At 43.7% G+C, this 12,728-nt stretch carries 9 protein-coding genes; 5 read left to right on the top strand and 4 right to left on the bottom strand.

The features are described 5' to 3' along the window. Window positions 1-159: 159 nt before the first annotated feature. Window positions 160-936, bottom strand: coding sequence for a class I SAM-dependent methyltransferase (locus AF333_RS08175; protein ID WP_043066770.1), 777 nt, complete (start codon window positions 934-936; stop codon window positions 160-162). 230 nt (window positions 937-1,166) lie between these two features. Here AF333_RS08175 and AF333_RS08170 point away from each other — a divergent pair, with 230 nt between their 5' ends. The 3 genes from AF333_RS08170 (at window position 1,167) to psiE (ending at window position 5,383) form a co-directional block, all read left to right on the top strand. Further along, complete coding sequence (locus AF333_RS08170; RefSeq protein WP_043066720.1) at window positions 1,167-4,193, top strand: FIVAR domain-containing protein; 3,027 nt, start codon at window positions 1,167-1,169, stop codon at window positions 4,191-4,193. A 561-nt stretch (window positions 4,194-4,754) separates the two neighbouring features. After that, on the top strand, window positions 4,755-4,880 hold the full coding sequence (locus tag AF333_RS36725; protein ID WP_268753610.1) for a hypothetical protein: 126 nt from the start codon (window positions 4,755-4,757) through the stop codon (window positions 4,878-4,880). Window positions 4,881-4,960: 80 nt separating this feature from the next. Then, entirely contained in the window at window positions 4,961-5,383 is a 423-nt protein-coding gene (gene psiE, locus AF333_RS08160) for a phosphate-starvation-inducible protein PsiE (RefSeq protein ID WP_043066722.1), read from the top strand. A gap of 130 nt (window positions 5,384-5,513) precedes the next feature. On the opposite strand, the gene AF333_RS08155 is transcribed toward psiE, so the two are convergent. Together AF333_RS08155 and AF333_RS08150 are read right to left on the bottom strand one after the other, a co-directional pair. Next, the gene (locus AF333_RS08155) at window positions 5,514-7,631 is read right to left on the bottom strand and encodes a sigma-54 interaction domain-containing protein (RefSeq protein WP_043066723.1); all 2,118 of its coding nucleotides are present in this window, start codon (window positions 7,629-7,631) and stop codon (window positions 5,514-5,516) included. An 87-nt stretch (window positions 7,632-7,718) separates the two neighbouring features. Beyond that, the gene (locus AF333_RS08150; RefSeq protein WP_043066724.1) at window positions 7,719-9,149 is read right to left on the bottom strand and encodes a YfcC family protein; all 1,431 of its coding nucleotides are present in this window, start codon (window positions 9,147-9,149) and stop codon (window positions 7,719-7,721) included. Window positions 9,150-9,609: 460 nt separating this feature from the next. Here AF333_RS08150 and AF333_RS08145 point away from each other — a divergent pair, with 460 nt between their 5' ends. After that, window positions 9,610-10,746: a M20 family metallopeptidase gene (locus AF333_RS08145; protein ID WP_043066725.1), complete on the top strand. Its 1,137-nt coding sequence runs from the start codon at window positions 9,610-9,612 to the stop codon at window positions 10,744-10,746. A 108-nt stretch (window positions 10,747-10,854) separates the two neighbouring features. Here the strand turns inward: AF333_RS08145 and AF333_RS08140 are convergent, their stop codons facing one another. Next, on the bottom strand, window positions 10,855-12,180 hold the full coding sequence (locus AF333_RS08140; RefSeq protein WP_043066726.1) for a short-chain fatty acid transporter: 1,326 nt from the start codon (window positions 12,178-12,180) through the stop codon (window positions 10,855-10,857). A 248-nt stretch (window positions 12,181-12,428) separates the two neighbouring features. Here AF333_RS08140 and AF333_RS34120 point away from each other — a divergent pair, with 248 nt between their 5' ends. Beyond that, window positions 12,429-12,569: a hypothetical protein gene (locus AF333_RS34120; protein WP_162836845.1), complete on the top strand. Its 141-nt coding sequence runs from the start codon at window positions 12,429-12,431 to the stop codon at window positions 12,567-12,569. The last annotated feature ends 159 nt before the right edge of the window (window positions 12,570-12,728 follow it).

Below are 12,728 nucleotides of genomic sequence, written 5' to 3'. Positions count from 1 at the left end.
TCTCCTCAATTTTTGTTAAATTGTTACTCTGTATAATATAAGCAAAAAGTATACCATATTAATAAGAAAAGCTCGCAAGCATTGCCGGTCTGATTCTCTCTATGCCACACGCTCCACAAAAAAAGCGCCTGCATCACTCAAGCGCTCTTTGTTGCTATACTATTTCTCCAATAAAACCATCCATTCGTCGACCTGTAGGGATATAACCTTTCCATCCTGTATCTTCACCGCGAAGTATTGCTTCATCTCGTCCGCTGCGTCTATCAGTAACGTTTCCACTGCTTCGATTTGCTTTGTATCGCGTGCCATACGCGCTACCCATACCGGAAAATCGTACGTTTTCCTACGCAATGACTCCCTTCGCTCCGTTAAACCAGCCGCTGTAAAAAGCCCTCTCCACTCTTCTATCGATAAGCAGCGTACATGGCTCTCATCTCTTGCTTTCTCTACTTTGTTCATAAACAAATCTAGCTGTTTACCTGCAGGTGCCACGTTATCAATCATTAAAAATCTTCCACCTGGCTTTAATACGCGTGCTACCTCGCGGACAAATTGCTCTGGTCGGGGAAAGTGATGGGGAGCGATACGACACGTTACTGCATCAAATGTCTCATCTAAGAACGGAAGCGCTTCAGCATCCGCCACTACATACCATATATTCGGGTGCTCTGGACGTAAATGCTCGGCAGCCCGCGTCAGCATTCGGGGTGTCAAATCTGTGGCAAATACATGCCCGACATACGGAGATAATGTCTTTGCTACATGTCCTCCCCCCGTTGCCACATCAAGCATCACCCATGTCGAATGCGGATGTAACCACTCTGCTAACAAGACCAAATCACCGCCTTTTGCATGTGATTCACTGGCCACATACTTCTCCGCATGTTGAGCAAACTGTTGCTTCACTGCTTCTTTGCTATCATCTTGTTGATGCATCATCGTTCCCCTTCCTTCATGTTTTTTATCTTCGGTATCCTTTTTTACTCAAGTATACTCACGTCTGCTTCTTTATACGATCACTTTCCTGTGTTCACTATTCATCATATCTATTTTCCCTTTTGTATCTTAGCACCTATTCAGGCTATAAAGAGAGTGAGAATGAACCATTTTCAATCTTTTCTTTCTTCTTACAATATAAGCAAGTAATGATTTTTAAGGAGGATTGTATGCACCGTTTCCCATTTATCTTACAACGTCTTTCCCTTACTCTCCTTTTTTTAGCGCTAGCAATACCTGCTCCGGTACATGCACTTACCACTCCTGTCACTCCTGTGCCGAACAACGAGGACATGCAGCCCGAAAAGCTGACTTCATTGAACGAACTATCGTTCTTTTTCGCCGAAGCAGAAAAGAAGGGGCTTTCCAAAGTACAGGCCGCACTCCTGCTTCGTGACTTCGCTCTTATACTGGGGAGTGGAGGTGATGCATCTACTATAAAAGCATTGGAGCATAGAAATGCAGGCACACTTGCTATACTGTTCGATAGAAACAGTATTAGCGAGGAACTTCGTGTCTTCTCGGAAGATGCCGCTCACCTTGTCGTAGAGAAGCTTACGGAGGATGCGCTCGCCGATCGGACACGCCCCATCGAAGCTGTACTCATGGAAGTGTTCACAGAAACGCTTCAAAAAACGGAGCATCAACCGCTGGCAAACGATCTCAAACGCTATGGGCTTACCCCAGACTCGGTTATTGCTTTATTGAAGCGGTTGGAAACTGTTCTTGATCCTGAGAAAAAATGGCGGATTATTCTCAATCAAAAGATTGATCGTCTTCTACAGGAAATACGTAAACGACAGTCTGCCAATAAAATCACAAAAGTAGCTTCCGATCGGGCAAGCGATATATACATTACATTTTCCCGTCCTTTTGACTTCAACGCTTTGCGTCAGGCTTGGCTTGATAAAGACCTTCTTTTGGAAGTAACCAGCCGGGGTAAAAGCATCCCCGTACAGTATCTTGCCCAGGAATCCTCCCGCGTGTTACGTATTGGCTTCGCTCAGGATCAGGCACCCGAAGAGTCAGCCCTTATAACGGCGGGAATTCGCGACTTACGGCAAAATCCAGCATTTGCATTCAGCTATGCGTCCTTTGTTCTCAAAGATACGAAACTTCCGGCACTCAAAAGCACACAGCAAACGGGAAGCGGTTCGTTCCTGCTCGAATTCGACGAACCGATTTATACCGGTACCCGCAATGCAGGATTCGAATTCTGGAAAATGAATGGGCACGAAATTTACGGACGTCTCACACAGGCAAAACCAGAAACAGCAGAAAGTCGTCTTTCAGGTGATTTCCGTCGTTTTGCTGTGCTGGAGCTGAACTATGAAGGACGTTCACGCTACCTTCCACCAGGCGAGATGAATAAACTGGAGGGATTTGGTATCGCTGATTATGCGGGACAGCGAACCGGAAGGCGCTTGCATGGTGTAGAGATTATCTTCGTCTCCCCAAAATTGACGGAACCGATGCCGGAATTTAGTATGCAGTCACCAGAACAATTCGCACTCCATTTCCCTTCGGAAACCGTTTCCTTGCACGGCTGGGGTTTTCCCCTCCAAAATGAAGTGATCCGATTTGAGAGGCAGAGTGGTTGGGATGAAAACGGAAATCCCAAGTGGACGACAGAACGTGTACGGCCGATTGAAGATATTGTGATTGAGCATGAGGGATTCCTAACATACTACCTGCATCTAAAAAAAGATTGGTCACGTATCCTGCAAGATGAAGATGGTGCTCCTAGTTATGACGCTACCGGACACAATCGCATACGTATTACGTTATTGGGAGGAAAGGCGAAGGATTTGGGAAGCGGCATGACAAATCAGACTGATATCATGCACGAATTCACTTTGACCGCCGATACACAGCCACCCAGGATCGCCAAAATCGCTCCCGCATTCAGTGCAATTCCAGGCCAAGAGACGCTCGAAGTTACTTTTGATGAACCTGTGCAGATCCCAGGGGCTACCAAGTATCTTACGCCTTCAATCAAAGAGAGCTCGGTGCCTTCACCTGTCTTCGAATTTGTTTCACCAAAATCTGGAGCGCGTATACCGACATCAGTTATCGGTTTCATTACTGCCAAGGACGACATGACCTATACACTGACCTTACCAGACGAAGTCACCCGACATCCTGGAAGTTGGGAGCTGCTTGTCCGTAACCTCTCAGACGATGTGGGCAACAAGAGTGATACACAAACCTATTCCATCACTATCAGAGAATCCGTTCTTAGAGCGAGTAAACGCTTGGAACTCCCTGCTCTGGTCTGGGGTACAGCCATCGACAACGTGAACGCCGATCAAACGCCAGAAGCAGAAGAAGATGTAATCGTTCTCCAATTTAACACCATTCTTTCCAAGAATGCTATTGCAAGAGAGAAATATTGGATTGCAGGGAAACAGCTGCCGTCAACTGCAAAAATACTCGCACAGCCAGTCCGTTTCGACACTGATAAAGACGGAGCCATAACAGGTAAAGACGGGAGTGGAACCCGCCTTACGATTCTCTTGCCTAAGGACACCTTTGGCGTACAAGATAGCACCGTCATAGCAGAGTCCGTAAGCGGTGTGCACTTTAATGTTCAAGTAGAAAACGAAGAAGGTCAGAAAATTAATAAATGGGGCTCCTTACCTTACAGCCAATCAGGAACGCCTGATGCGATACCTGAAGAAGTGCTTACTCGTTACCGCAAAACAGAAGCATCGCCTTCCGACTACGCATGGCTACAAGAAGCCATACAGCATGCTGAAGCCGAACTTTCCGCCTCCCATGCCGGAGATATGGAAGGAGAATTCCCAACAGAATCTATAAAAACATTACGCAAGACAATCATTCAGGCTAAACAAACAGCCGGGAAAAAGCGAGCTGCAAGAGGCGAAATCGATAAAGCCATCCATTCCTTGTACACTGTACAGACCAGTTTCTATGCTAGCCAGCACGCGCTGCCTGCTGATAAATGGGAATTAATTACTCAACTTCGCATTGCTACATTCGAATGGGAAGAGATAAAGAAAAACCCTTATCAATATCCTCCTACACTGCGCGATGCTTTTGCCGAAGCTATTGCCCACGCCGAGACCGTCATCGCCAACGAAAATGCAACTGAACAAGAAATACATGATGCGTACCGCAAACTTGTCGATGTAATAAACGAGAAAGCCCGGTATGACGATCCGTATCCGCATTAATAAACAATCACATCCATTAATTATCTACAAGGGTGTTGATTTCTTGAGAGAGGAAGAGACACCAACAACCGACGCCCGTTTGGAGCCCGTTGTTGGTGTCTATGCAATCTGGATGATACTGGATAATCAGCACACTTGTATAGTATATTAAATATTAAGATTTGCTAAGAAAGGTAGCTGAAAGTGAAAAAACTGAAAGTACTCCATCTTGTTCCGGGTTTCTTTTTATTCCTAGCTCTACTGCTCATTTTTATACAGAAATCTTCCACATCCCCCCACCTTATGATGAAAACATACGGCTACTTGCGTTTATCTGAATGGGCGCTCCTCTCATTGAGCCTAGGATTGCTTCTAAACGGAGTCGTATACTATCGAGAGAGGCAGAGAGGACTGGGAATTATCTTCATCACCGCAGCCCTCTTCATGGGTGTCGGAGTTTTCATGGATACGGAGTTTTCGTGGTTTAGCACCGCTTTTACTATCATATTTTATGGCGGATTTATCGCGAGCATATATCATGTCTTCGAAAAATCCTGCGCAAAGTAACTATATACATCTGATTTGATAAATCGCCTACTTCCAACCACGCTACCCTGTCAAACTATCAAGTGTAATTTATATAGGAAGGCAGCATTGAAAGCGTGTAACAAAGCTTCCTTACATAAATATAACATTGTTAAATTCTAATGAAGCTTTATACATTTTAATACATTCCCTTACGCTTTTTGCCATAATGAAAAGCAGAACGCTATTCAGGAGGGATATGGATGATATCACAAGGTAAAAATGTGAGGTTAACTATCAGTATTCCTACTGTGCTACAGTTTATATTAAATACAGCACTGGTTTTTCTGGTAGGGATTTTATGCATTTTGCTTCTAAAAGAAATTGTATACTTCATTCAGTTCTTCATTTTGCGCAATGAAGCTCCCATTCATCAACTGCTTGAGCGTATCCTCGTTTTCTTCCTGTACTTTGAATTCATCGCCATGATTGCAAAGTATTTTCAGGAAAACTACCATTTCCCGCTTCGCTACTTTCTGTATATCGGGATTACAGCAATGACCCGTCTCATTATCGTCCATCATGATAATCCACTGCACACGCTACTATACGCTTGCGTGATTCTTGTTTTAATTATCAGCTATTACATTATAAATTCGACACCCTTACGCCGGAAAAAACCGTAACCTCATCGCTAGTTAGCGGAAGACACACTACACCATTTGATCACCAGGAAAGATGTACCTTGCAAAACATGAATCATCCTATCAAAAAATTCACCACTACAGGCTATTGCCAACCTTAGCGGTGAATTTTTTACGCCTGATCTGCCAGATGCTTTTGCTCCTCCTTGATGCTTTGAAGCACCTGTATTCCGAGCGAAGTAATCTGTGATCCTTGTTTTTTTATGCCGACCGTAATACAGCCCCAACGGTTAAGTACGGAAAGCTTGCCGCGAATTTGCGCTTCCGATAACGGTCTGGGAAGCATGGACTGCAGCATCTTTCGTCCGATTCGTTCCTGCCGCTTGCTACACATCCATAAAATATCGAGAATATCCTCATAATCCGCCAAGGAACCGTGATGGCTTAGAACGAAAATAATGTTTTTCACTTCCTCTATTAGTGGCGCCGCAGCTGATTCATCGGCCCCTGTAATACGTTGAGCCTGTACATTCGCAATCCGCTCCGGAATATGTTCCGGCCTTACCTGGTTATCTTCAACAATGACCATCAAATAGTTGATGAAATTCTCCAATTCACGAATATTTCCCGGCCAATTGTAGTGCAGGAGAATATTTCTTGCTTCCTCATTGAATACAAGCTCTTTATTTTTGTTTTTCAAAAAATAATCAATCAATATAAAGAAATCTTCCCGGCGCTCCCGCAGGCAAGGAATATGAAGCGGCAACACATTGAGCCGATAATATAAATCCTCACGAAACGTGCCTTTTCGGACCATATCCATTAAATTTCGATTGGTGGCAGCAATGACCCTGACATTTACGGGAATAACCCGATTTCCACCGATTCGCATAACTTGACGCTCTTGGAGAACGCGCAGAAGGGAAGCCTGAATGCTAAGGGGGGCATCTCCAATTTCATCAAGGAAAATGGTGCCATTGTGCGCTAGCTCAAATAAACCCATTTTCCCTCCCTTCCGCGCTCCCGTAAAAGCTCCTTCTTCATAACCGAATAACTCGCTTTCAGCTAAACTCTCCGTTAGGCCAGCAAAGTTAACCGGAACAAAAGGACCATCGCTCCGAAGGGATGCCTGATGAATCGCCTGGGCGAATACCTCTTTGCCTGTACCATTCTCCCCTGTTATGAGTACTGTAAAGTCGCTTTTCGAAAGCTTCATGGCCGTCTGCTTGGCCAAAGCAATCGATGGGCTCACACCGATAATGCTACGGAAAGAATACTTGGTCGTTAAGCCAAGATGGATGCTCTTTTTGCGAATTTCCTGTTCAATTCGCTGAACCTTGGTTACATCCTGAAATGTTACAACCGCTCCCATAAACTGTCCGTCCAGCATCATCGGAATTTTAGTAATAAGCAGATGAAGATTACGCGTCTCTAGCACCTGGTCCAGTACTTCAGTATGAGAACGAAAAACCTCCTGTACATTGAAATCAGGAATGACTTCATCGAAGGTTTTGCCGATACAATTCTTGGCCGAAAGCTTGAGGATTTTTTCGGCGTCTTCATTGAAAACTGTAATACGGCCTTGTTCATCTATCCCGATGATTCCCTCATGAACCGCATCCAGAATGGATGCTAGTTCTTGCTTTAACCGTCTTTCGTTATTTACCGAGATGGCTAGGCTTCTTCCTAATTGGACAAAGTCCCGCAAAAACTCAGCTGTATAGAAATGAGCCTTCTCTACGGAAAGGTGTAACAAACGTGCAATATCGAGGATCGTGGTCAAATCAATCGGGCGATTTTCCAAATCAATAATCGTTTTGATCGTTTCAGGTACAAGTTCAGGCAACCCGAGAGTAATCGCAAGATCGACATCAGCTTTGTCCGGCACTGGTGTATCTTCTCCCGGAACATACGGGATAAAATGAAGATGCGAAAAGCCGAAGCATTGCAAAAGCGCAATCGAATCTCTAACGATTTCCTGATTGTTCGTAACAAAAAGGGCCCTCGTTCCCGGGGCCAAATCCATTAATTGCTCTAAGTTCGGTAAATGAATCGTTCTTCTTGCAACGAGAGTAGGGACACCCTCTCTAATCTTTGGTAAATTCTCCGGCAAACCGCCGGTAGAGAGGAGAACCAGGTCTACCTTGTCCATCGTTTCCTGATCCACCGGGTGATGCTCATGATGGAAATATATTTGTATTTTGGAACCGAAAAACATGTTTAGGTTGTTCTCAAAAGTCTTGCAAACCTTCTGACTGCGTGTTACGAGCAGAATACCTGGCTTCTTCATACCTCTCCCCTTACCTCACACATAACGTATTTTACTGATAGTAAAATACTTTGCATGTTATTTCAAGTCCCTACTCTTTGGAACTGCTTAGAAAGGTCCCCAGTTCATCAAGACACCTATAATTAAGAAAATAACGGAAAGAATAGTCCAGATTCCAGCTAGTGGGACCATGAACCGCAACCATTTTCCATACGAAATCCCGCTGACGGCAAGAATCGCCATCAATACGCCGGATGTAGGATTAATACAGTTAACGACCCCTTCTCCAAACAAGACAGACTGTACAGCAACTTGGCGGGTAATATCTAATAAGTCAGCTAGTGGAACGAGAATTGGAACCAGCATTGCAGCTTCTCCCGAACCCGAAGAAATCAAAAAGTGCAGAGCCGCACTTCCGATAAACATGCCGACAGCTCCTGTCATCGGAGATAGAGGCGCCAACAAGGTTGCAAGTCCGTTTACGATCGTATCCAGCAGCTGCCCGTCTTCTAGAATAATAACGACAGCCCGTGCCATTCCTACAATTAACGCTCCGTAAACAAGCTTTTGGCATCCCTGCATGAATGTCTTAGCGATCTCGTTCGCACCCATGCGGGCAATCAGGCCGGAACCAATCGCAATAAAGATAAACAGACCTGCCATTTCATTTTCAGACCATTTAAAAATCAGCGTACATATAATAAAGCCTACAAGAGAAAGCGACGCAAAGGCCAGAATTAGTTTTTGTTGGGAAGAAAGACGTACCTGATTATTGACCTCTTCGTTGCTCTCACCTAAAGAATTAGGGAAAATCTCCAAGCCTAATACGCTTTTTGCAGAGTCCTTTTGCACTTTTTTAGCATAACGGTAAAGATAAATGATTGTAGCAATAAGGAAAGCCAGATAAATGACAATTCGAAAGCCGATTCCGGACAGAAGCGGGAGTTCGGCGATACGCTGTGACAGACCGACCGTTTGCGGACTGATAATAGATGCATTCCAGCCGGCATATGTACCTAGATAAATAAGAGAAACGCCAAAAACTGCATCAATTTTTAGCCTTCTTGCTATCATGACACCAAGCGGAATAAAAGCGATAACGGAATTAACAATAATACCGGTCGTTCCTAGAACAGAAAACATTAAGCATACAGGTATAATCAACAGAAGGAGTCTATCTTTACACTTGATAATGATATTTCTGAGAAACGTATCAATGGCTCCCGTTTTGTCGACAACGGCTAGCGCGCCGCCCGTAAATAAAATAAGGAAAATAAGTGGTGCTCCTTTAACCATGCCGGTTTGAATGGCGGTAAAGAATTCGACGAAATTAATCGGACTCGCCTCTACGGCATGGTAGCTTCCGGGCACTGTCATCGTAATATCGTCTTTTTTAACCCGATCGAATGCACCTGAAGGAACAATATAGGTAGCGATGGCACAAATAATTAAAACATAAAATAATAGCACGTATGCATCGGGACGTAGAAAGCTTTTTTTCTTTACATTGTTGTCTAGTTTTGTAGCTGTTGATTGCATGAAATCATGCCCCCTCCTATATAGTATTTCTTTGTTCATTTAATAATAAGACTTTGCTTACCATCCTTTTCCTCACTTTGGACGTATCTTTTGTGCTCCCCCTCCCTTTCAGTGTTTGATATGCCTAAATTCATAATTCTCAACTTTGTGCAAATGTTATGCCAAGAAAATCAACCCACAAAACAGCGAAAAATGGGCTATTTTGTGTCTTTCTACCCCTTTATGGATTGTTTATAGGAAAATAAATAACCTAAAAATAAACCCAAATAAAAACACATACAGGTTTAAAAATGAAAATCATCTCAAAAAGTGGATTGGCAAGCTTTTTGCTTTTTGAAACAAAATATATATTTTGCTTTGCCATTCTCTTAATCTGGGCCGTTATAAGAGAAAAACATAAGAAAAACAAGAAACTGGCCCACTAATAGAAGTTTTACTTTATAGAAGGGAGAGAACAAATATGGTTGATGCTACAACAAAAATTTTAAACTATCTACAAGATGGCGAACAGGAAATTCTACAGGATCTGAAAGAGTTCGTTAAAAAGGAATCGCCTTCCCGGGACAAAGCGCTTGTTGACGAATGCGGGCTCTATCTACAGGAGCTTTTTCAGAAGCACCTAGGCGTTACACCTGAAATATTCGAAGAAAAAGAAGTAGGAAATCATCTCAAATTCACCATCGGAGATGGCGAGAAGCAAATTTTAATCATCGGTCACTTTGATACCGTATGGGAGAAGGGCCGGTTAAATTACCGTGTGGAAGGCAATAAAGCATATGGGCCGGGCATTCTCGATATGAAAGGTGGAATTGTCCAAGCTATTTGGGCCGTTAAGGCAATACAGGAACTTGGCATATCCATGGATAAGAAAATTGTTTTTCTTTGTAATTCTGACGAGGAAATCGGTTCGATTCATTCAAGAAAATATATCGAAGAAGAAGCTCGCAAGAGTGAAGTTGTATTGGTCGCAGAAGCGGCAGTAGCCAAAACCGGCGCCTTAAAAACAGCCCGCAAAGGCGTTGGCATCTTTAAACTGAAAGTATGGGGACGTGCAGCGCATTCCGGAAACCATCATAGTGACGGCATCAGCGCAGTTGAAGAATTGGCCCGACAAACGATTGTTTTGCAGGAACTCACCGACTATGAAAAAGGGTCAACTGTAAATGTCGGGGTAGTCAAAGGCGGAACCGGCAGCAATGTAGTGCCCGAATATGCAGAAGCGGACATCGACCTGCGTATATCATCCCTTGAAGAAGCAGACCGGGTAAGTTCTTTAATCCTGGGATTAAAACCGATATTGGAAGGTACAACAATCGAAGTAACAGGTGAAGTGAATCGTCCGCCGATGGAACGTACCGAGCAAATAGGCGAGCTTTTTCATACAGCCCGCTCCATCGCTTCCGAGCTCGGCTTCGAGCTTGATGAGGCAGCGGTTGGCGGTGGAAGCGACGGCAACTTCACTGCTGCACTTGGCATTCCCACTTTGGATGGACTTGGCTGTGAAGGCGAAGGACTTCATGCCGAGAACGAGCATGTTCTTATCGATACTCTTTCTAAACGAGCTGCTCTGTTCGCAAACTTGTTACTACGAATATAATCTAACTCATAGAAAGCACATGGCACGTCTTTTTGAGATGTACCATGTGCTTTTTTCAAGGAAGCTATTCGACATCGGGATATTCAATGACCAGTCCGATAGACGTGCTTAATAAAGAAAAAACATAAGTATAGACGTAACAACGCCAACCCAAATACTCAACAAAATACAATAACCCATAATATCACGAATTCCTAAACCGACTACACCTAAAATCGGTAGTGTCCAGAATGGTTGGATTAGATTGGTCCATGCATCTCCCCATCCGACCGCCATGGCAACATCAGCTGGATTTACCCCCAACTGCATACCTGCCGGAACTTGAATAGGTCCTTGAAGCGCCCACTGACCGCCACCGGAAGGAGCCAGCATATTCACTACACCTGCAGACCAGTACGTAAAAATAATGAACGTATCTTTAGAAGCAACCGCAATCATCCAATCGATAATTGCCTGACCCATCCCCGAGCTCCCTAAGATTGCGATGATACCGGCATAGAACGGAAACTGAAGAATAACAGGTGAAATTGACGTAGCCGCTTCATGGAAGGCGCGCGCGAATTGTGCAAGTGAACGATGAAAAAACAAACCGGCACTTAAAAATGCAAGATTAATGATATCAAGATTAATGTCTTTTCCGTTAGCAATTTCATAAAACACATAAATCAATCCGACGCTTCCCATAAGGATCCCCAACCAGGGAACATGCTCTAGTTTTTCAGCCGGTGTAAGCGGCTCGGCCGAAGCAGCCGCCGATTCGTTTTGCGCTTGTTGTTTCATATGCGGCGGCCGATAGCGTACGATATTTTCCTTCGGAGCCATAAGCGCAATGACGATTGGCATAGTAATCGCCAGCGTAAGCAAAATAATGATAGTAGGCAGGCTAAAAATGGTTTCCGATGTAGGAATTACGCCCATCATATCAGCTAAAAAGTGATCCGGGGTAGCAACCGTTAAGCCGATAGAACTCGATAAACCGGCGGAATAAAGAGCGGTAGGCGCATATGCGGCAGCCACAAGCAAGGGGAAGTGTGCTTTCTCATTTCTTTTTCCAACTTCCCTCGCAAAAATGGCACCGACTACAACAGCTAATCCCCAGTTGATATAATAGGCAACGGCTGAAACAAGGAATGTGAATATGTAAGCCTGACGCGGGGTTTTCGCCCAACCAGCCATGATTTCCAGCCCTTTTTTAATAAACGGAACCGCTGCAAGCACCATTCCCGTCATAAGCACGAGTACCATCTGCATCGTAAAGGCAAGGTATTTCCAGAAACCGTCCCCCCATGCGCTGAACATCTTCATAGGTGATGAAGGATTCATAATAAGGGCGATGACCAATACAAAGAGCGTCATCAGTACAGCAATAACTAATGAGTCCGGGAGATAACGACGAACTCCACGGGAGAAAAGATCAGCGACTTTTGTTAACATACATTCCCTCCTGTCTTTTATGTTTATTTAAATTTTAGCAAGATAAAAAGTATTTAAAATTGTTTAAGCTGTATATAAATAAATGGGTAATTTTATACATTGTTGATAATACAGCCCGATCTCCATTAGATATCTCACAGTTAAATTAAAATTATAAATAAATTCACAATTTATTAACAAACTTTAAGCATCGCTATTACGTATGAAATGTATAAGATTATAAAAGTATAAAGAATTGAGGGAGAGTTATGGATATTATCTTGACAAAGACAACCTGCTGGAATTGTGGTGTAAAGCTTACTGAGTATGAAGTAATGGAAAAAAACAGCTATTGCATGGATTGCTATAAAGAGAAAGAAGAACAAGAAAAAAAAGAACGACATGCTTAAAGAAGAACCCACCAGCCTAAGCGAGGCCACTGAAAAACTAGCGTTTTTTAGAGTAACTAAATTGATTCATCAAAAAAGACGACTCTAATTCAGTATTTGAATGCAGAGTCGTCTTTTTCCCCGTTATCACTAGCTGTATCTCTCGGAGAGGAGAACCAG

Source organism: Aneurinibacillus migulanus, assembly GCF_001274715.1.
Taxonomy (GTDB): Bacteria; Bacillota; Bacilli; order Aneurinibacillales; family Aneurinibacillaceae; genus Aneurinibacillus; species Aneurinibacillus migulanus.
The sequence above is the reverse complement of the archived record's forward strand: the minus strand, read 5'-3'. Positions and strand labels throughout refer to the sequence as shown.

Bases quoted from the DNA above. Each gene is read 5' to 3' on its own strand.
- AF333_RS08145 (WP_043066725.1), top strand. From the start codon at position 9,610: ATGGTTGATGCTACAACAAAAATTTTAAACTATCTACAAGATGGCGAA.
- psiE (WP_043066722.1), top strand. From the start codon at position 4,961: ATGATATCACAAGGTAAAAATGTGAGGTTAACTATCAGTATTCCTACT.
- AF333_RS08175 (WP_043066770.1), bottom strand. From the start codon at position 936: ATGCATCAACAAGATGATAGCAAAGAAGCAGTGAAGCAACAGTTTGCT.
- AF333_RS08170 (WP_043066720.1), top strand. From the start codon at position 1,167: ATGCACCGTTTCCCATTTATCTTACAACGTCTTTCCCTTACTCTCCTT.
- AF333_RS08155 (WP_043066723.1), bottom strand. From the start codon at position 7,631: ATGAAGAAGCCAGGTATTCTGCTCGTAACACGCAGTCAGAAGGTTTGC.
- AF333_RS08140 (WP_043066726.1), bottom strand. From the start codon at position 12,180: ATGTTAACAAAAGTCGCTGATCTTTTCTCCCGTGGAGTTCGTCGTTAT.
- AF333_RS08150 (WP_043066724.1), bottom strand. From the start codon at position 9,149: ATGCAATCAACAGCTACAAAACTAGACAACAATGTAAAGAAAAAAAGC.
- AF333_RS34120 (WP_162836845.1), top strand. From the start codon at position 12,429: ATGGATATTATCTTGACAAAGACAACCTGCTGGAATTGTGGTGTAAAG.